Origin of the sequence: Rhodococcus sp. PAE-6 (assembly GCF_025290685.1) — a bacterium.
GTDB classification, from domain to species: Bacteria; Actinomycetota; Actinomycetes; order Mycobacteriales; family Mycobacteriaceae; genus Rhodococcus; species Rhodococcus pyridinivorans.
In genome coordinates this window covers 1-18,721 of the sequence record NZ_JAOCLZ010000004.1, presented here as the reverse complement: position 1 = coordinate 18,721, position 18,721 = coordinate 1, and the positions used below count along the sequence as shown (strand labels likewise).

Annotated in this window: 15 protein-coding genes, 3 tRNA genes and 1 rRNA gene; 10 read left to right on the top strand and 9 right to left on the bottom strand. The window is 67.0% G+C overall.

Annotated elements, in window-relative coordinates:
- Nucleotides 1-91 precede the first annotated feature (91 nt).
- Nucleotides 92-1,291, top strand: a complete 1,200-nt coding sequence (locus tag NVV99_RS10790; protein ID WP_024102719.1) for a cysteine desulfurase-like protein — start codon at nt 92-94, stop codon at nt 1,289-1,291.
- Here NVV99_RS10790 and NVV99_RS10785 read toward each other — a convergent pair.
- A complete protein-coding gene (locus tag NVV99_RS10785; RefSeq protein WP_006553482.1) occupies nt 1,288-2,274 on the bottom strand; it encodes an NAD(P)H-quinone oxidoreductase in 987 nt (328 codons plus the stop codon). The two genes, NVV99_RS10790 and NVV99_RS10785, sit on opposite strands and share 4 nt — an antisense overlap.
- Nucleotides 2,275-2,393: 119 nt before the next feature.
- Between NVV99_RS10785 and NVV99_RS10780 the strand changes: the two genes are divergently transcribed.
- Entirely contained in the window at nt 2,394-2,864 is a 471-nt protein-coding gene (locus NVV99_RS10780) for a MarR family winged helix-turn-helix transcriptional regulator (RefSeq protein ID WP_006553483.1), read from the top strand.
- Nucleotides 2,865-2,915: 51 nt separating this feature from the next.
- A tRNA-Ser gene (locus NVV99_RS10775) sits at nt 2,916-3,003 on the top strand.
- A gap of 246 nt (nt 3,004-3,249) precedes the next feature.
- Here NVV99_RS10775 and NVV99_RS10770 read toward each other — a convergent pair.
- From NVV99_RS10770 to NVV99_RS10760, 3 genes are all read right to left on the bottom strand, one after another.
- Nucleotides 3,250-3,993 (bottom strand): MBL fold metallo-hydrolase, encoded by a 744-nt coding sequence (locus NVV99_RS10770; RefSeq protein WP_006553497.1) that lies wholly within the window; start codon nt 3,991-3,993, stop codon nt 3,250-3,252.
- A 31-nt stretch (nt 3,994-4,024) separates the two neighbouring features.
- Nucleotides 4,025-4,423: a flavodoxin domain-containing protein gene (locus tag NVV99_RS10765; protein ID WP_006553498.1), complete on the bottom strand. Its 399-nt coding sequence runs from the start codon at nt 4,421-4,423 to the stop codon at nt 4,025-4,027.
- Nucleotides 4,424-4,504: 81 nt separating this feature from the next.
- Nucleotides 4,505-5,767 carry a GAF domain-containing protein gene (locus tag NVV99_RS10760; RefSeq protein ID WP_019290322.1) on the bottom strand — a complete coding sequence of 421 codons (1,263 nt, stop codon included), beginning with the start codon at nt 5,765-5,767 and terminating at the stop codon, nt 4,505-4,507.
- Nucleotides 5,768-5,914: 147 nt separating this feature from the next.
- Here NVV99_RS10760 and NVV99_RS10755 point away from each other — a divergent pair, with 147 nt between their 5' ends.
- Both NVV99_RS10755 and NVV99_RS10750 read left to right on the top strand, forming a co-directional pair.
- The gene (locus tag NVV99_RS10755) at nt 5,915-7,756 is read left to right on the top strand and encodes an NAD(P)/FAD-dependent oxidoreductase (RefSeq protein WP_006553500.1); all 1,842 of its coding nucleotides are present in this window, start codon (nt 5,915-5,917) and stop codon (nt 7,754-7,756) included.
- 175 nt (nt 7,757-7,931) lie between these two features.
- Nucleotides 7,932-8,930, top strand: a complete 999-nt coding sequence (locus tag NVV99_RS10750; RefSeq protein ID WP_024102720.1) for an alpha/beta hydrolase family protein — start codon at nt 7,932-7,934, stop codon at nt 8,928-8,930.
- Between the two features lie 21 nt (nt 8,931-8,951).
- Here NVV99_RS10750 and NVV99_RS10745 read toward each other — a convergent pair whose 3' ends face one another.
- Nucleotides 8,952-10,649 (bottom strand): bifunctional UDP-sugar hydrolase/5'-nucleotidase, encoded by a 1,698-nt coding sequence (locus tag NVV99_RS10745; protein WP_024102721.1) that lies wholly within the window; start codon nt 10,647-10,649, stop codon nt 8,952-8,954.
- 99 nt (nt 10,650-10,748) lie between these two features.
- On the bottom strand, nt 10,749-11,828 hold the full coding sequence (gene hisC, locus NVV99_RS10740; protein WP_024102722.1) for a histidinol-phosphate transaminase: 1,080 nt from the start codon (nt 11,826-11,828) through the stop codon (nt 10,749-10,751).
- Nucleotides 11,829-11,976: 148 nt separating this feature from the next.
- Between hisC and NVV99_RS10735 the strand changes: the two genes are divergently transcribed.
- A tRNA-Ser gene (locus NVV99_RS10735) sits at nt 11,977-12,068 on the top strand.
- 37 nt (nt 12,069-12,105) lie between these two features.
- Nucleotides 12,106-12,178, top strand: a tRNA-Arg gene (locus tag NVV99_RS10730).
- Nucleotides 12,179-12,915: 737 nt separating this feature from the next.
- Here NVV99_RS10730 and NVV99_RS10725 read toward each other — a convergent pair.
- The gene (locus NVV99_RS10725; protein ID WP_024102725.1) at nt 12,916-13,044 is read right to left on the bottom strand and encodes a hypothetical protein; all 129 of its coding nucleotides are present in this window, start codon (nt 13,042-13,044) and stop codon (nt 12,916-12,918) included.
- A 752-nt stretch (nt 13,045-13,796) separates the two neighbouring features.
- Here NVV99_RS10725 and NVV99_RS10720 point away from each other — a divergent pair.
- Nucleotides 13,797-15,029 (top strand): acyl-CoA dehydrogenase family protein, encoded by a 1,233-nt coding sequence (locus tag NVV99_RS10720; RefSeq protein WP_024102727.1) that lies wholly within the window; start codon nt 13,797-13,799, stop codon nt 15,027-15,029.
- Complete coding sequence (locus NVV99_RS10715) at nt 15,029-16,177, top strand: acyl-CoA dehydrogenase family protein (RefSeq protein ID WP_024102728.1); 1,149 nt, start codon at nt 15,029-15,031, stop codon at nt 16,175-16,177. The genes NVV99_RS10720 and NVV99_RS10715 overlap by 1 nt, the downstream gene beginning before the upstream one ends.
- A gap of 30 nt (nt 16,178-16,207) precedes the next feature.
- Here the strand turns inward: NVV99_RS10715 and NVV99_RS10710 are convergent, their stop codons facing one another.
- Complete coding sequence (locus NVV99_RS10710) at nt 16,208-16,657, bottom strand: very short patch repair endonuclease (RefSeq protein WP_024102729.1); 450 nt, start codon at nt 16,655-16,657, stop codon at nt 16,208-16,210.
- A gap of 11 nt (nt 16,658-16,668) precedes the next feature.
- The gene (locus NVV99_RS10705) at nt 16,669-17,832 is read right to left on the bottom strand and encodes a DNA cytosine methyltransferase (RefSeq protein ID WP_019290316.1); all 1,164 of its coding nucleotides are present in this window, start codon (nt 17,830-17,832) and stop codon (nt 16,669-16,671) included.
- 617 nt (nt 17,833-18,449) lie between these two features.
- Here NVV99_RS10705 and NVV99_RS10700 point away from each other — a divergent pair.
- Nucleotides 18,450-18,721: ribosomal RNA gene (locus NVV99_RS10700) — 16S ribosomal RNA — on the top strand; the annotation flags it as partial.

Below are 18,721 nucleotides of genomic sequence, written 5' to 3'. Positions count from 1 at the left end.
GTGCCGGGTACCCCGACCGAGCCTACCGAGAGGGCAACGCCGAGTGCAGGTACGGCGCGTCCCATTGACATCGGGACCTAGAGTGTCTGCCATGGCTTACGACGTTGCCCGGATCCGGGGGTTGATCCCCTCGCTCGGGGACGGGTGGATCCATCTCGATCCACGGGCCGGTATGCAGATCCCCGATGTGGTGTCGCGCACCGTGTCCACTGCCTTCCGCAACTCGGCCGCGTCGTCGACCGGACGGCACCTGTCGTCACGTCGCAGCGCCGCGATCCTCCAGGAGGCGCGCGTCGCGGTCGCGGAACTCGTGGGTGCCGATCCGGACGGGGTCGTCCTGGGCCCGAGCCACGCGGTGTTGCTCGCCTGGCTCGCCGAAGCACTCAGTTCCCGCCTCGGGCTCGGCACCGGCATGGTGCTCTCACGGCTCGACGACGAGGCGAACATCGCTCCCTGGTTGCGGGTCGCGAGCCGCTACGGCGCGCAGGTGCGCTGGGCCGAGGTCGAGATCGAGACGTGCGAGCTGCCCACCTGGCAGTACGAGGAACTCATCACGCCCACCACCCGGCTCGTCGCGCTCACCGCGGCGTCGTCGATCGTCGGCACCGCGCCCGACGTGCGAGTCGTCGCGGATCTCGTCCACGAGGTCGGTGGGCTCATGGTCGTCGACGCCGCGGGCGCTGCCCCCTACGCCCACGTCGACATCGACGATCTCGGCGCCGACGTCATCACCGTCGACATCGCCTCGTGGGGCGGCCCGCAGATCGGTGCGCTCGTCTTCTCCGACCCCGCGCATCTCGAACGGGTTCCGGCCATGTCGCTGAACCCGCACGCGCGCGGCGCCGAACGCCTCGAGGTGGGCGGTCACCAGTTCGGTCTGCTCGCCGGTATCCCCGCGTCCATCGACTTCATGGCCTCACTGGACGACGACGCCACCGGTTCGCGCCGCGAGCGTCTCGACATCTCGATCAGCTCGATGCAGAACTACCAGGACGTGCTGTTCGACCGTCTGATGCGACAGCTCGACAGTCTCACCGGCGTGATCGTGCTCGGCCGCGCGTCGAGCCGCGTCCCCACCCTCAGCTTCACCGTCGACGGGGTCCCGGCCGAGAAGGTCGCCGCGCATCTCGCCGACCGCCGCATCGCGACGGTGGCGAGCACCCGCGGATCGAGCCGGCTCCTCGACTCCCTCGGCGTCAGCGACGAAGGGGGAGCGGTGAGCATCGGCCTCGCCCCCTACACCACGAGCTTCGAGGTCGATCAGCTCGTCCGTGAGCTCCGCAACCTCTAGTTCCGTTCGATCCGCAGCACGACCTTCCCGACGGTCTCGGGGCTGTCGAGCAGTTCGTGCGCCTGTGCCGCCTCGGTGATCGGCAGCTCGGCGTGCACGACGGGATGGACCTTCGCCTCCTCGATGAGCGGCCACAGATCGGCGCGCACGGAGTCGATGATCGCGCTCTTGCCCGACGGCCCCGAGTCCGGACGGCCGCGCAGACCGGTCGCGATGACGTGACCGCGCTTGGCGAGCAACTTGCCGAGGTGCAGTTCACCCTTCGTGCCACCCTGCATGCCGATGACGACGAGCCGTCCGTCCGGAGCGAGGACGTCGATGTTCCGGGACAGGTACTTCGCACCCATGTTGTCGAGCACCACGTCGGCGCCACCGAAGGCAGTGCGCACCTCGGAGACGAAGTCCTGTTCGCGGTAGTCGATCGCCAGGTCGGCGCCGAGTTCGCGGCAGCGGTCGAGTTTGCCGGCCGAGGCCGTCACCGCCACCTTCGCGCCGAGCGCCTTGCCCACCTGGATGGCATGTGTGCCGATGCCTCCGCCGCCACCGTGGACGAGCAGGACGTCGCCGCGCTTCAGGCCGGCGGTCATCACGACGTTCGACCACACCGTGCACGCGATCTCGGGAAGCGACGCGGCGACCGCGATGTCCATGCCCTTCGGGACGGGCAGCAGCTGGGAGGCAGGGACCGCGACCTTCTCGGCGTAACCGCCACCGGTGAGGAGGGCACAGACCTTGTCGCCGATGTTCCAGCCCGTCACACCCTCGCCGAGTTCGGAGATCACTCCGGAGCATTCGAGGCCCAGGATGTCGCTCGCCCCCGGGGGCGGCGGGTAGAGGCCGCGCCGTTGCAGCAGGTCGGCGCGGTTGACCGCGGTCGCCGCGACATCGAGAAGTACGTGCCCGGGAGGCAGGTCCGGGTCGGGCTGCTCGGTCCACCGGAGAACTTCTGGACCACCGGGTTCGGTGGCGACGATTGCATACATGTGTTCGACGCTATCGCGTGCGGGGCAGTGAGGAGACGATCACGCCGCTCGCCGCGCGCTCACCTGCTCGAAGCTACCGTGCGGTAACCGGATCGGGCCGTCGGCATTACACTCCCGGCGTGACCAGCGAACGAGACGAACCCAAGTGGCTGACCGCAAAGGAGCAGGAGGCCTGGCGTCTCTACATGGACGGCAACAACCGTCTCATGAGCGCCCTCAGTCGGTCTCTCAACGACCGACACGACCTGTCGCTGGCGGAATATCGGATCCTGGTCATGCTCTCCGAAGCCCCCGAGGGCGCCCTGCGCATGAGCGATCTCGCCGACGGCGTGCTCTCCTCACGCAGCCGGCTCACCCATCAGATCCGGCGGATGGAGCAGGAGAAGATGGTCGTGCGCAGCTCGTGCCCCGACGACGGTCGCGGTGTGCTCGCCACCATCACCGACGAAGGCAGGCGGCGTCTGGCGGAGGCCGCCCCCACCCACGTCGACGACGTGCGCAACTACCTCATCGACCTGCTGTCGGCCGACGAGCTCGACATGCTGGCGCGGGTCTTCGCGCGCGTCGAGCACACTCTGGCCGACCGCTGAGGTCGCGAATCGGTTATGCCCTGCTTGCGCGGAGCGGTTAGGATCTGCCACGGAAGCGTGGCAGAGCGGCCGAATGCACTCGCCTTGAAAGCGAGCTTGGGTAACACCAACGGGGGTTCAAATCCCTCCGCTTCCGCCACGGAAGAGGTTCCGGCACCCGTCAGGGAGTCGGAGCCTCTTCTCGTTTTCTACCGCCGGGTGGCGACCATCTTCTCCTCGAGGATCCAGGTGCGCCCCTCGTCCCCAGCTTCCGTCGAACCGTGAGAAAGCCCCGAGCTTCGGGTCGGCGACGCCGGTCAGAAGAGTGGCACCGAGAGCATTCATGCGGCCGGTGTGCCCGCGCAGTGCGGGCATGTCCCCGGTTCCCGTGGACCGATCACATCTGTCAGCTCGGTCCGGCGGCCACCGCTCGTTCCACGGCCGCGGCCGCACCGTCGTGCCAGGGCTCACCGTGGCCGACGAGGACGTGCTTCGCGCCGGTGCCGGCGATGGCCGCCAGCGAGGCGAGGGCCGTCCTGCTGTCGGCGGTCGCCGCACCCGAGACGATCTGCGGACCGTGCCTGCCCGTGTACGGATCGAGGGTGACGATGGCGTCGCCGACGATCACGGTGTCGCGGTCCGGGAGATGCAGCGCGCAGTGCCCGTAGGTGTGGCCGGGTGTGTGCAGGGGGACGGGGCGGCCCGGCAGGTCGAGCGGTTGGGAGTCCTGGAAGAGCGTCACGTCGTGGACCCCGCGCACCCACAGCGCACCGGCCACGGTCATCCGGGCGAGAACGGGGATGCAGGCGGGATATCGAACGGGATAGAGCAGCCGGTTGCGTTCGTGCTGGTAACGATAGGGGTGGGCGGCGAGGAACTTCTCGTCGCGATGCGCCCATACCGGAACCCGCCACCGTTCACGCAGCCGCTTCGCCGACCCGACGTGATCGAAGTGGGCGTGCGTGAGGACGACTCCCTGCACGTCGTCGATCCGGCGACCGATGCGTGAGATCGCCTCTTCGATGCGACCAGCGGTCGCGGGTAGTCCCGTGTCGACGACGGTCACTCCGGCGTCGTCCTCGATCAGGTAGACGTTGACGTCGGCGTGCGCGAGGCGATGCACGCCCGGTGCGACATCCGTGTGGAGCATGGCGGCCCTTCGCTCGGGTGAACGTGCGGGTTCAGCTGTGTCCGTCGATCTCGTCGGCGATGAAGGCGGCCCACGACCGCACCTCGTCCTCGCCTGCGGACGGACTGAACGACCGGTAGTCGAGCGCGGCGAGTTCGGACACCAGATCCGTTGTGTCCTCGGTGCTTTCGTCGCCCACCGCGAACAACCACACGAGCTGCTGACTCAGCCCGGAGGCCCGCGACGACAACAGTTCGACGGTGTCGGGCGAGTACTCGCCGGCGTCGACCTCGCCTCCGAAGACGACGCCCTCGAACTCTTCCGACCGCTCGAGATCGGAGGTGTCACCGACGGTGACGTCGATGTCCCGCTCTCCCAGCGCGTCGGCGACGAGCCGGGCGATCTTCTGGGCCGGACCTTCGGGGCTGTCCGTGACGACGAGAACGGTCATTGTGTCTCCAGCATGTTCGGCGACTTGGGTTCACTGGTGCGTTCCCGGTCCCCGAGGGGCGGAAACATGCCCCCGGCCGTGTCAGCGGTAGACGCCGAGTGCCCGCACCCCCGGCGCCCCCGACCGGCGGACGAACTCGGAGTCGGCGAGGCGTTCGTCCGCACCGAGATCCAGCGACAGGTCGACGGTGGTGGCGAGCCGGTAGGGCTTGCTCTCGATCACGTCCCCGATCGCGCGTCGCAGTCGCGACACCTCGGCGCGGACCGACACGGCATGGTCGTCGTCCCCGTAGAGGGCCCGGCTGAGCGCTGCGACCGTCATGCCGTCCGGGCCGCGCTCGTGCAGCAACAGCAGGATCTCGGCCTGACGTGCGGTGACGATGCTGTGCCACGAGTCGTCGTCCCCGAAGACCTCCACTGTGGGCGACGACGACACGTGCAGCACCATCCGCATGCGCGACGACGAGGCCGCGCCGCGGATCAGCCAGCCGTGCGAAAGCCGCTCGGGCACACACAGTCCCATACCGGGAACTGTCAGTGGGCGTGCGTGCCGCGGAACCGCGACCCGCTCGGCGGCGATACCGGAGGCGTGCGCGACCCAGCCGTCCTCGTCGACGAGCAGCACCGGTCCCCGCGTCGACGACAGCAACGGAGCAGCCTCGGTGCGCAGCCGTTCGAGTCGCACCTCGTGCCGTCGCCACAGTTGTGCTTCGGCGAGCCGGACGGCGGTGTCGACGAGGGCGATGATGGCCGGGTGCAGGGTCAGCGCGGGACCGCTGACGTCGACGATGCCCAGTAGGTCGCCGCGGATCGGATCGTGGATCGGCGCAGCGGTGCAGTACCAGGGATGCTGGGTCGTCTCGAAGTGTTCACCCGAGAACAACTGCACGGGCGCGGCCTCCGCGAGCGCCGTGCCGATGGCGTTCGTGCCGACGGTCGACTCCGTCCACACAGTTCCCTCCTGGAAACCGAGGGCGTCGGCGCGTGACCGGATCGGTGCCGAACCGCTGCGCCAGAGGATCACGCCGTCGGCGTCGGTCACCACCAGCAGCAGATGCGAGGCGTCGGCGACGGGTGTGATGACCTGCTCGAGATCGCCGATCACCGCGGAGAGGGCGGACGCGCGGCGACGTCGCTCGATCTCCGCGACGGGCAGCCGGCTGCGTTCGTTGGTGCCGGTGGGATCGAGGCCCGCGTCGAGCACGCGCTGCCACGAACGGGACACGAGCGGACGGGGTCGCATGGGTGACCGGGCGCCGCCGATGACCGCGTCGTGCATCCGCGTCAACTCGCGCGCGTAGCGCGACAGGTCGGTGCCGGGCGCGATCGCGCTGAACGTGGTCACGGTCTCCTCTTCGTCGTCGTCCTCGGAGCATAGGTGGCAAATGTGTGCTGCGCCACAAGTGGGGCGCCGTGCAACGTGACGCAACGCTTGCGGGGGACCGGCCGCGGGGAGTGTCCTGGATCACATCACCACGGGAAAGGACTCACCATGACCGACACCCTCGACAAGCCCACGACCTCCGGCACCGCGACGCCCGACGAACGCGTCGACGCCTGGTTGCAAGCTTTCGAAACCGCCCTCGCACAGCGCGATGTCGACGCCGCTGCGGGCCTGTTCGGCACCGATTCCTTCTGGCGCGACCTGGTCGCCTTCACCTGGAACCTCAAGACCGTCGAGGGACGCGAGGGCGTCTCGGACATGCTGCACGCGCGACTCGCCGACACCGATCCCAGCGGCTTCCGCACCACCGAACCAGCGAGCGACGACGACGGCGTACTCAGCGCCTGGATCGCGTTCGAGACCGCGGTCGGTCGCGGCGTCGGCCACCTGCGTCTCAAGCGCGACGAGGAGAGCGGCCAGGACCGCGCCTTCACGCTGCTGACCACGATGCAGGAGCTGAAGGGATACGAGGAGAACAAGGGCACGCGTCGTCCCCGCGGCACGAAGCACGGCGCCGACAAGCAGAGGGTCACGTGGTCGGAGCAGCGCGAGATCGAGGAACGCGAACTCGGTTACACGCGTCAGCCCTACATCGTGATCATCGGTGGTGGTCAGGGCGGTATCGCGCTCGGTGCGCGCCTGCGTCAGCTCGGTGTTCCCGCAATCGTGCTCGACAAGCACGACCGTCCCGGCGACCAGTGGCGCAGCCGCTACAAGTCGCTGTGTCTGCACGACCCCGTCTGGTACGACCACCTGCCGTACATGCCGTTCCCCGACAACTGGCCGGTCTTCGCGCCCAAGGACAAGATCGCGGACTGGCTCGAGATGTACACGAAGGTGATGGAGGTCCCCTACTGGTCGAAGTCGGAGTGCACCTCCGCGAGCTACGACGAGGCAACGGGCGAATGGACCGTCAACGTCCTGCGCGACGGCGAACCGGTGGTCCTCCGGCCGAAGCAACTCGTCATCGCGACCGGCATGTCGGGTAAGCCGAACATCCCCGACTTCCCCGGCATGGACCTGTTCCGCGGCGAGCAGCACCACTCCAGCGCCCACCCGGGTCCGGACGCCTACGCCGGCAAGAAGGCCGTCGTGATCGGTGCCAACAACAGTGCCCACGACATCTGCGGTGCCCTGTGGGAGGTGGGCGCCGACGTCACCATGGTGCAGCGCTCGTCGACGCACATCGTCCGGTCCGATTCGCTGATGGATCTCGGTCTCGGCGACCTGTACTCCGAGCGGGCCCTCGCCGCCGGCGTCACCACCCAGAAGGCCGACCTGACCTTCGCGTCCCTGCCGTACCGGATCATGCACGAGTTCCAGATCCCCATCTACGAGAAGATCCGCGAACGCGACGCCGAGTTCTACGACCGGCTCGAGAAGGCGGGCTTCCAGCACGACTGGGGTGACGACGGTTCGGGCCTGTTCATGAAGTACCTGCGTCGCGCATCCGGCTACTACATCGATGTCGGTGCCTCGGAACTCGTCGCGAACGGCGACATCAAGCTCGCCCACGGCAACGTCCGCGAACTCACCGAGACGTCGGTGATCCTCGAGGACGGCACCGAACTCGAGGCCGATCTCGTCGTCTACGCGACCGGCTACGGCTCGATGAACGGCTGGGTCGCCGACCTGATCTCGCAGGAGGTCGCCGACAAGGTGGGCAAGTGCTGGGGCCTGGGCTCCGACACCACCAAGGACCCCGGCCCCTGGGAGGGTGAGCAGCGCAACATGTGGAAGCCCACGCAGCAGGACGGCCTGTGGTTCCACGGCGGCAACCTGCACCAGTCGCGGCACTACTCGCTCTACTTGGCGCTGCAACTCAAGGCGCGTTACGAGGGCCTCCCGACCCCGGTCTACGGGTTGCAGGAGGTGCACCACCTCCGCTGACCGACACAGCTCTCCCACGCGTCGCTCCCGCCGCCCGGCGGGGGCGACGCGGCCGTGGATCCTCCGATTCGTCACGAATAGGAGGGTGAATATTAGGGTCGCGTGCAGGTCCGCTTGACCGGGTACAGGTAGTGACTGTGAGATCACTGCAGGTCGTCGGGGGACGGGGAGTTCGATGGTGAAGAGACGCGCGGCGGCTGTAGCGGTGGCCCTGATGGTGCCGGTCTCCGGCACGACGATCGCCCATGCCCAACCGATCCATGGACAACCGGCGCACGTGCAGCCGGTGTCGGCCAGGATCGACCATGTCGAGCGGGTCGGCGACAGGCAGACGAAGCTGTTCGTCCACTCGGCCGCGATGAACCGGGTCGTGCCGGTGCAGGTGCTGCACCCGGCCTCGGCGGGGCCGCGCCCCACCCTCTACCTGCTCGACGGCGTCAGCGCCGGCGAGGAGTCCGAGTTCCGCGAGAGCACGTGGACCCAACGCACCGACATCGCGGAGTTCTTCGCCGACAAGAACACCAACGTCGTCCTTCCCGTGGGTGGCACCGCGAGCTACTACACCGACTGGAACAACCCCGACCCCGTGCTCGGGATCAACAAGTGGGAGACCTTCCTGACTGAGGAACTACCCCCGCTGATCGACGCCGAGTTCGACGGCAACGGCACCAACGCCGTCGCGGGCCTGTCGATGGGCGCCACCGGGGCGATGTCCCTGATCACCCGCAATCCCGACCTCTACCAGGGAGTCGCGGCGCTCAGCGGCTGCTACGACACCTCCAGCGACCGCTCCCGCGACACCGTCCGCGGAACCGTCGCGTACAAGGGCGGCAACCCCGACAACATGTGGGGACCGCCCGACGACGCCCGATGGGAGGAGCACGACTCCTACCTGCTCGCCGAGAAGCTGCGCGGCAAGGAGGTCTTCCTCAGCACCGGCAACGGCCTGCTCGGCCCGCACGATCTCGGCGCCGGTCAGGACGTGCTCACCGTCGGCGCGCCGCTCGAGATCGGCACCTTCGTGTGCACCGTCACCTACGACCGTCGCCTCCGCGAACTCGGTATCCCCGCGCAGGTCGTCTACCGCCCGTGGGGTACGCATTCGTGGGGCTACTGGCAGGACGACATCAAGGCCGCGTGGCCGACCCTCGCCGACGCACTCCGACTCCGCTGATCGCGCGTCGACGGCACCGTCTCAGTGGAGGCGGATGCGGTCGACGGCCGGCGGCTCCACGCGTGAGCGGGTCGCCAGATAGTTGTTGAGGGCGTCGAGATCCTTGCCCGCGCCGACCAGTCCGTGCGCTTCCGTACACACGGTGAAACCGTCTCCGCCGCCGGCCAGGAAGTTGTTCATCACGACCTTGTACACACGCTCGGGGTCGACGGCCTCGCCGTCGATCGTGATCGAACGGATCCGTTCGCCGCGCGGCGCCAGGCGGTCGAGCGTGTAGGTGAGATTGTGCGACGGCGCCAGGATGCGTTCGATCTCCGAGCCGACCGGGCCGTCCTGGAACTGCTGCTCGAGCAGCACGTCGAGTTGGGCTCCGGTGAGGTCGAGTACCTGCAGCATGTTCCCGAAGGGCTGCACGGCGTAGGTCTCGCGGTACGAGACGGTGCCGTCGCCGGCGAGGAGGTCGCCGCGGAGTCCGCCGGGGTTCATCAGGGCGATCTGCGCCCCGAGATGCCGCGTCGCGGCGAGTTGTGCGTCGGCCACCAGATTGCCCAACGCAGACTCTCCGCTCGGGCTCTCGCTGCGCGTGACGTCGGCACCGATGCGGGCGATGGACCGGTTCGCGACCACCGCCGACTTCTCGACCGCCCGGTCGACGAACTCGAGGGTGGTCGGATCCGGGTCGATGTCGTGCGTGACGACCTGCGTGAAGACGACGGTCCGGTCGCGCAGCACCTCTCGGCTCTGTCGGTCGATGACCAGATCGGCGACGGAGAGGATGCGCCCGTGCGAGGCGCCCTGCACGACGGTGCGCGGCCTGCCCGCCGGGTCGGTGTACGTGCAGTTGAAGTGCCGGTCGCCGTCGGAGGTGACGATGAGGTCCACCTCGGGGGAGACGGACGTCGCGATCGCCGCCGCCCCGCCGTCCCCGCTCGGGCACGGATCGTCGCCGTCGATGGCTCCGATGTCGCCCTTGTAGAGCACCACGATCGAGCGGACGCCGAGCGCGCCGAGGATGTCGGCGGTGCGATTGACCGCGGCGATCTCGTCCTCGAACCGCAATCCCGCGATCGCATCGGGCCGGATCATGTCGGGGGTGTTGCTCGGCACGACGCCGATGACCCCGACGGGCAGGCCGTCGACGTAGTCGATGCTGTAGGGGAGTGCGGCCGGTGTGCCGTCCGACGTGGTGAGGTTGGCGCCGAGAATCGGGAAGTTCGCGCCCTCGAACGGCTCGGTGTAGAGGCACCCTTCCTTCGGGTGACAACCGCCGTCCCGGAGCCGCTCGAATTCGGCGTAGCCGCGGTCGAGTTCGTGGTTGCCGAGGGTCGCGGCGGTGAGATCGAGTTCGTCGAGCAGAGCGATGGTCGGCTCGTCGTGGAACAGGCCCGACTCGAGCGGCGACGAACCCCACGTGTCGCCCACGGCGTAGAGCACGGAGTTGTCGGCCTGCTCCCGGAGCTGGCGGACGTAGGCGGCGAGATAGGCCGCACCCCCCGCGGGGACCGAGACGTCGTCCGACCGGACGACCTCGCCGTGCAGTCCCTGCGGGGGCAGCAGATTTCCGTGCAGGTCGCCGAATGCGATCACCCGGAGCGGGACGGTGTTCGAAGGGACGGTGCTCGACGGTGCAGCGCCGGCAGGTGCCGCACCACCGAAGGCGACCAGTGAGCCGACGACTGCGCAGGCCGACAGGGCGCGCCGCACCTTGCCTGCCCCCATGCAGTTCCTCCGACCCCGGCCCGATCCGACCGCCCGAGTCTGTCAGGGCCGGATCACGCCACCGATACCCAGCCATAACGGTTGGGTCTCGTCACAGGATCAGCCGATGCCGGCGAGTGCCCGTCCCTGCCCGGTCGCGAAGTCGAGGAACAGATCGTTCTCGTGCGGGTCGCCGATCGTCACCCGGGTGCCCTCGCCCGTGAAGTTGCGGAGCACCACGCCTGCCTCCGCTGCGGCTTCGGAGAACGCGGCGGAGCGTTCACCCAGCGGCAGCCAGAGGAAGTTCGCGGCACTCGTGGGCACCTCGTAGCCGGCCTCGACGAGTGCCGCGTGGACCCGTTCCCGCTCGGCGACGACGCCCTCGGTGCGCGCGAGCAACTCGGTCGCGGCGGCGAGCGAGGCCACGGCAGCCGTCTGGGCGAGCGAGTTCACGGAGAACGGGGTGTGGACCTTGCTCAGCGCCGTCACGACGGACGGGTCGGCGACCGCGTATCCGACGCGGATACCGGCGAGACCGTAGGCCTTGGAGAAGGTGCGGAGCACGACGACGTTGCTGCGACCCTCCGCGAGCTCGAGACCGTCGGCCAGATCCTCACCGGGCTCGGGGCGGACGTACTCGAAGTACGCCTCGTCGAGGGCGACGACAATGTGCTCGGGGACGGCGTCGAGGAACTGCGCGAGCTCCTCCTTGCCCAGCAGCGACCCGGTGGGATTGTTGGGATTGCACACGAAGATCAGCCGCGTGCGGTCGGTGATCGCGGCGAGCATGGCCTTCAGGTCGTGACCGTGGTCCGCGGTGTTCGGGACGCGCACGGCGGTCGCGCCGGCGACGGCCGCGATGATCGGGTACGCCTCGAACGACCGCCACGCGAAGATCACCTCGTCGCCCGCATCGCACGTGATCTGCACGAGCTCCTGGCACAGGCTCACCGATCCGCAGCCCACGGCGATCTGCTCGGTCGGGACGCCGAGTCGTTCCGACAGTGCCGCGATGAGCTCCGTCGCGCTGTTGTCGGGGTAGCGGTTGAGGCCGGCGGCAGCGTCGGCGATCGCCTCCCGGACGCTGGGGAGCGGACCGATGGTCGTCTCGTTGCTGGCGAGCTTCACCGCACCGGGGAACGAGCGGCCCGGAACGTAGGCGGGGATCGATTCGAGGTCGGGGCGGGTCTGTGGAGTCACGAGCCGATTATGCGCCTCGTCGTGTGACCGCCGGTCGGCAGGATGGGGGAGGCCGTCCATCTACACGCCTCTGACCAGGCGTTTTGCGTTTCCCCTGGGGGCATGTGTAATGTTTCGATCCGGCGGTTCGAGAGCATCGAATCCCCGAGGAGGCGTGCCAGAGCGGCCGAATGGGACTCACTGCTAATGAGTTGTCCCCCTTACCGGGGACCGGAGGTTCAAATCCTCTCGCCTCCGCCAGTTGGTGTAGCGTCACCAACGACAATTGAATACACATGCGCCCGTAGCTCAACGGATAGAGCATCTGACTACGGATCAGAAGGTTAGGGGTTCGAATCCCTTCGGGCGCACACACGAAAACCCTCACCGGTACTCCGGTGAGGGTTTTCTCGTATCTGGTTACGGAGTCGCCACGACACAGAATCGACACGGCTTGCTGACCGGCTTCAGCGACATCTTGTGGCTATCTTCACTCGGCAAGGGGCGTCACGTGACTTCCCCGGACTACAGGAGGGTGTGTGCAAGATCGGTCCCGGTCCAACAAACAGATGGAGATTCTTGCCCAGTGCCTCCGTGACAATGTCGCGACACCGGAGGGCGCTCCCGACTACGACGACGTCATGATCTGGTACGACGAGTTGGCGGCAGAGGTTCACGGCGCCAGCTCGGGTGCAAGGTGCTGGAAGACGAAGCCGAACTCTCTCCTATGCTCGACGATGTAGAGAAGCTGCTTCGAGACGCACAGCGGAAGGGGATGGAACAGTGACGGCTTTCGTGATCGAGTACAACCGGAAGACTGCCGACCGGACGGTTACGTCATTCCCCGGCGTCGACGGACGACGTGCTGCTATGCGTCGGCGTCTCGAGCTCGAGAAGTCTCGAACGGACAAAGATGTGGAGATTGTTTCGCTGGTGAGCGACTCCCTCGAGACGCTTCGTCGCACGCACTCCAGGTACTTTCAGGGCCGGGAACTGGCTGCAAACGCCTGACAGGCTAGGTTCGACCAGTTCGGGCACACAGACCAAACCCTCATCGATCCTGTCGGTGAGGGTTTTCTCGTTCGAGGATTACTGTTTCCGGTTGCGCTCACGTGAGCTTCGCGATGATCCTCTCGGTGAAGTCCTCGATCGGCGCGCGGTACTGCTCGGCGGTGCCGAGGAGGTGATCGTGGTCGCCCGAGTGGGTGGCCTCCCAGTTGGCCCACGGCGACACCATGACGCCGGCACAGGATCGGTACCGGGCTCGGCGGGTGGGGTTCGATGGTCATCTCGGGGATGTCGTAGTACTCGCCCCGGAACGAGACCCATCCTCCCTTCCACAGTTCGCGCAGTGCCCAGATCATTTCGTTCGGTCGAGGTCCCTGTGGTTGTCGAAGTCCTGGCCGAGCAGTTCGAACTCCTCGCGCATCCATCCCGCGGACAGTCCGATGGAGACCCGGTCTCCGGCGACCAGAACGGCTTGCCGCTCTCGTGCCCGGGGTAGATCGTCTTCAACTCCTTCGGGTAGATGAGGTGGTCCGAGACGAGCAGGCCGTGGAATCCGGCGTCGTCGAGCATGCGGGCGACGACCGGCATCTCCGTGGCCTTCATGAATGCGGTCCCGCTCCGGAACTTCACTCGAATGCCCTCCGAATTTTCGATGCGCGCCGACGATGAAAGAGTGACGTTTACATTATCAAGAACAAGGTTCCATCAGAGTATGTGACCGCAGTCATGAGGTGAAACGCCACCGTCCCCGGTCCTGCGCTACGAGTGAACGTTCCGTCTTTGTGTCGAGCTGACCCTCCACCTGGAGTCGGGGACTCGATCGTTCGTGTCCCCGGTCGGAGATCCTGCCGGTACTGCAGGTGGAATCCGTCTATTGACGAGCCCGCTGGGGCGGAAGTAGATTTCGTACCACTCTCGAAAAGTTAACGACAATTCGCACGATGGTCCGGAAACGGCGGTCGCGCTCTGCGGGGAGAAGACATGGAACTTGCGTGGTCAGAGGCAGACGCCGCCTTCAGAGACGAGGTGCGATCGTTTCTCGAGGAGAAGCTGACGCCCGAACTGCGGCGGGCCGGCCGACTCGCGACGAGCGTGTACTCCGACCACGAAGCGAGCATGGAGTGGCAGCGCATCCTCCATGAGCGTGGTTGGGCGGCGCCGGCCTGGCCGGTCGAGTACGGCGGATGCGACTGGACGCAAACGCAGCACTACATCTTCAGCCGCGAGTCGATCCTCGCGGGCGCCCCGAACCTGTCGCCGATGGGCATCCGCATGGTCGCGCACGCGATCGTCGCCTACGGCACCGAAGAACAGAAGAGCTACTTCCTGCCCCGGATCCTCACAGGTGAGGTCTTCTTCTGTCAGGGCTACTCCGAGCCCGAGGCCGGCTCCGACCTCGCGTCGCTCAGCATGGCGGCGGTCGACGACGGCGACGACCTGATCGTCACCGGCAGCAAGATCTGGACCACGCACGCCACCGAGGCGAACTGGATGTTCGCGCTCGTGCGCACGTCGAAGACCGGTCGCAAGCAGCAGGGCATCACCTTCCTGCTCATCGACATGACCTCGCCCGGCATCGAGATCCGCCCTCTGGTCATGACGTCCGGTGAGGAAGTGCAGAACCAGGTCTTCTTCGACGGTGTGCGCGTCCCGAAGAAGAACGTGCTCGGGAAAATCGACGACGGCTGGACCGTCGCGAAATACCTGCTCGTCTTCGAACGCGGGGGAGCGGCGGCAGCGCCGGCCCTGCAGGTCATGGCCGAACGAATCGCCGAGGAGGCCGCCGAACAGCCCGGTCCGTCGGGTGGCAGGCTCATCGACGATCCGGCGTTCTCCGCCAAGCTCGCCGAGGCACGTATCCGCACCGAGGTACTCGAGATCCTCGAATACCGCACTCTCGCAGCGTTGTCCGCGGGCAAGAACCCCGGTCCCGCGTCGTCGATGCTCAAGATCCTGGGCACCGAACTCAGCCAGACGATCACCCAGCTGACCCTCGAGGCGGCCGGTCCGCGCGGTCGGGTCTACCAGCCGCACATCACCGCGCCCGGTGGTCCGGTGGCCGACTACGTGCCGCCCGCCGACGGTTACGTCAGCGGTGAGGAGTGGCAGGCTGTCGCGCCGCTGCGTTACTTCAACGACCGCGCCGGGTCGATCTACGCCGGCAGCAACGAGATCCAGCGAAACATTCTCGCCAAAGCAGCATTGGGGCTCTGATGGACTTCGGTTTGAGCAAGGAGCAGGAGCTCCTTCGTGATTCGGTCACCAAGTTCCTCGCCGGTCGCTACGACCTGGCGCAAAGCCGGAAGGTCGCGACCACCGGCGAAGGTTGGCAACCGGAGGTGTGGCGGGCATTCGCCGAGGATCTCGGAATCCTCGGGGCCACGCTTCCGGAAGAGGTAGGGGGGATGGGCGGCGGACCGGTCGAGTTGATGGTGGTATCCGAGGCACTCGGGCACGCACTCGTCATCGAACCGTACGTCGACACGGTCGTCCTCGGGGGCGGGCTGCTCGGTCGTGCAGGGGTCGATCGAGCCCGGTCCGTCCTCGAGGCGATCGCTGCCGGTGAAGCCGTCACGGCGTTCGCCGCGACCGAGCCCACCTCCGGATACGTCTTCCACGACGTGTCCACCACCGCGCGTCGCGAGGGCGACGAGTGGGTCATCGACGGTGAGAAGACCGTCGTCACCAGCGCTCCGCTCGCAACGCACCTGCTCGTCACCGCCCGCACGTCGGGCGAGCGCACCGACACCGACGGCATCTCGCTGTTCCTCGTCGACTTCGACCCCGCGAACCCGCCGGCCGGCGTGGAGATCCACTCCTACCGCACGATCGACGACCGACGCGCTTCCGACATCGTCTTCTCGGGTCTGCGACTGCCCGCCGACTCGCTGCTCGGCGAGGAGGGCAGCGCATGGCCGTCCGTCTCGCGCGGCATCGACGAGGCGACCGCCGCCGTGTCCTCCGAAGCCGTGGGTCTGATGCGCAAGGTGCTCGCCGACACCGTCGAGTACGCCAAGCAGCGTCAGCAGTTCGGTCAGCCCATCGGCAGCTTCCAGGCACTCCAGCACCGCATGGTCGACATGTACATGGAGGTCGAGCAGGCGGTGTCCGCCGTCTACCTGGCCGTTCTTCATCTCGACAGCGACGACGCCACGCGGGCACGCGCGGTCTCGGCCGCGAAGGCGACGATCAGCCGTGCGGCACGCTTCGTCGGCCAGAACGCCGTCCAGCTCCACGGCGGCATGGGCATGACGGAGGAACTCGCCGTCGGGCACTACTTCAAGCGACTGACCGCGATCGAGTACGAGTTCGGCACCGCCGAACAGCACGTCGCCCGGTACGCACAGCTCACGAAGGGCTGATCGGATCGGTCCAGGGGCCGGTGCGGGGGATCACCCCTGCGCCGGCCCTGCATCCGTTTCCGGCGGAGCCGACAGAGCATCCTCCACGCGCGTCGCGGCGACGACGGGATCCTCGTGCTCCCACACCCGCACCACCGTCCAGCCCGCGGCCTGCAGGCGCGCATCGGTGTCCCGATCGCGCTGCACGTTGGCAGCGAGCTTGGCCACCCACCACTCGGCGTTGTTCTTCGGGAACGTCGCATGCTGCGGGCAGCTGTGCCAGAAGCAGCCGTCCACGTAGACCGCGACCCGACGACGAGGGAAGACGAGGTCGGCCCGGCGTCGCATCCCCGGCAGAGGAGCGCGGTCGACGAAGAACCGCCGCCCCCGGCGATGCAGTTCCTTGCGCAACGCCACTTCGGGAACGGTGTCGCGTCGGCGTTGCCGGCTCATCCGCGCACTCGTACGCGGATCCGTCCCGGGCCGATCCGACGCCGCCATCACGGTGTCTTTCAGGCCGCCACTCGCGGGAAGCCACCCATGCGTTCGAGGTGGTTCTCGACGTCCTCGAGGAATCCGGGCAGGAAGCGCAGATTGCCGGAGCGTGCGCGTCGGAGGAATCCTGCCGTCGCCCGCGCCGACAGCAGACGGGCGTCGAGGAGGAAACCGCCGAGGTCCTCGTAGGGAGCTTGAACGGGCCACTGCGACTCGTGCACGCGGAACGCCTGTCCGCGGGCGCCCCACGCGGCGGTCGGCCAGGTGTCGCCCGGAAGCAGCGGGGTCTCGTGGTCGGAGCTGTACGCGATGGGGTTGTTCAGCCGGTGGCCCACCCACGACGCCATCCGCACGCTGACGGCATTGCCGACCAGACGCCACCGGTGTCCGGCGCGGACACCGGGGGCCTCGACGGCAGGAGCCGTCCAGTCGGCGTCGAAGCCCTGGAGTCTCTCGGCGTCGGTCAGGCCGGGGGTGACGATCTCGCCGGACGGCAGTCGCACGGCCGGAGGGCTGGCGATACCGAGGGTCGAACCGCCCTTGAGCGTGGGCACGGCGTTGACTGCCCATCCGAGACCGCGCACACCCTCGGTCCAATAGAAGCCGCAGGGGAACAGATCGGGATTGCCCTCCATGGGCATGCCGGCGTCCTGGCCGAACAACACCGTGCGGGGATCGTCCGTGCGTGAGGCGACCATCAGGACGCGGTGCCGACGCTGGGGGAGACCGAACGCGCGGGCATCGACGACGCGATAGGCCCACATGTAGCCGAGTTCCTCGAGCGCGTCAGTGATGTGGCGCATCGCCGCACCGCGGCCGAGCTGCAGCATGAAGGGAACGTTCTCGACGACGAGCCAGCGCGGGCCGTTCTTACGCTTCACGAGACGGAACACTTCGTCGACGAGCCCGGACTTCGATCCCGTGATGCCGGCCGTGCGTCCGGCCTGGGAGAGGTCCTGGCACGGGAAGCCTGCGGCGACCAGTTCCGTATCGCGGGGGAGAGAGCGGAGACGCGTGACGTCCGGATGAAGCGGAACGTCGGGGAAGCGCGTACGTAGTACTGCCTGAGCACCCGGCTCGATCTCGCAGAGGAGTTCGGTGTTCCACCCGTGTCGCCCGAGTCCGAGCTCCAGTCCGCCGATACCGGCGAACAACCCCACCATGTTCCCCGTCGACGTCACGGCACCCTTCCTCGCTCAGCTCAACGGTGAACGTTACTCGAGAAGTAGGACGATCAGTGAGCGGACGCGACGAGCACCACGATGGAGGGGTCGTCCTACCCCTCCGGTGAAGGGCTACGGGCCATCGAAACAGCCATTGACCTCGCGATTTGGTGTTCTGGGAGATGTTCGCGTAACTTATTCCAGGTCAGAGCGACACGGACACCGACCCGGGCCGAGAGGAACGGGACAACGAGGTTGGACGAAGGCGCCTGCGAATGTGATGGCTGCGAACCTTCTGGTAAGGTTTCGAGCCGCCCCTGGTTCCGAAAACCATACGGACTTGCGTTCGTGAGGATGAGGAAGTAGGCTGGAACAGTTGCCTCAGAGCGGGTCGGACGTCAGTCCGGAGCGTGATGATGTGTGCGTGTTCTTTGAGAACTCAACAGTGTGCCGATGAATGTCAGTGCCAAATATTTTTGGTACTCCGCTCCATCATTTTCGATGGGGTGGGTATTTGCTGATCGTCTCATTCTTCCGTCTGGGATGGTCAGTGTTTGAGCTAGTTTGAGTTTTTATGCTAGTGATTTGACTCTTTTGTCTTTGACTGATTGCCCCTTCGGGGTGATTGTGAGTCTTCAACGGAGAGTTTGATCCTGGCTCAGGACGAACGCTGGCGGCGTGCTTAACACATGCAAGTCGAACGATGAAGCCCAGCTTGCTGGGTGGATTAGTGGCGAACGGGTGAGTAACACGTGGGTGATCTGCCCTGCACTCTGGGATAAGCCTGGGAAACTGGGTCTAATACCGGATATGACCTCGGGATGCATGTCCTGGGGTGGAAAGTTTTTCGGTGCAGGATGAGCCCGCGGCCTATCAGCTTGTTGGTGGGGTAATGGCCTACCAAGGC

Coding starts and splice junctions, on each gene's coding strand:
- NVV99_RS10790 (WP_024102719.1), top strand. CDS start 92: ATGGCTTACGACGTTGCCCGGATCCGGGGGTTGATCCCCTCGCTCGGG.
- NVV99_RS10785 (WP_006553482.1), bottom strand. CDS start 2,274: ATGTATGCAATCGTCGCCACCGAACCCGGTGGTCCAGAAGTTCTCCGG.
- NVV99_RS10770 (WP_006553497.1), bottom strand. CDS start 3,993: ATGCTCCACACGGATGTCGCACCGGGCGTGCATCGCCTCGCGCACGCC.
- NVV99_RS10765 (WP_006553498.1), bottom strand. CDS start 4,423: ATGACCGTTCTCGTCGTCACGGACAGCCCCGAAGGTCCGGCCCAGAAG.
- NVV99_RS10755 (WP_006553500.1), top strand. CDS start 5,915: ATGACCGACACCCTCGACAAGCCCACGACCTCCGGCACCGCGACGCCC.
- NVV99_RS10750 (WP_024102720.1), top strand. CDS start 7,932: ATGGTGAAGAGACGCGCGGCGGCTGTAGCGGTGGCCCTGATGGTGCCG.
- NVV99_RS10745 (WP_024102721.1), bottom strand. CDS start 10,649: ATGGGGGCAGGCAAGGTGCGGCGCGCCCTGTCGGCCTGCGCAGTCGTC.
- NVV99_RS10725 (WP_024102725.1), bottom strand. CDS start 13,044: ATGGTGTCGCCGTGGGCCAACTGGGAGGCCACCCACTCGGGCGACCAC.
- NVV99_RS10720 (WP_024102727.1), top strand. CDS start 13,797: ATGGAACTTGCGTGGTCAGAGGCAGACGCCGCCTTCAGAGACGAGGTG.
- NVV99_RS10715 (WP_024102728.1), top strand. CDS start 15,029: ATGGACTTCGGTTTGAGCAAGGAGCAGGAGCTCCTTCGTGATTCGGTC.
- NVV99_RS10710 (WP_024102729.1), bottom strand. CDS start 16,657: ATGGCGGCGTCGGATCGGCCCGGGACGGATCCGCGTACGAGTGCGCGG.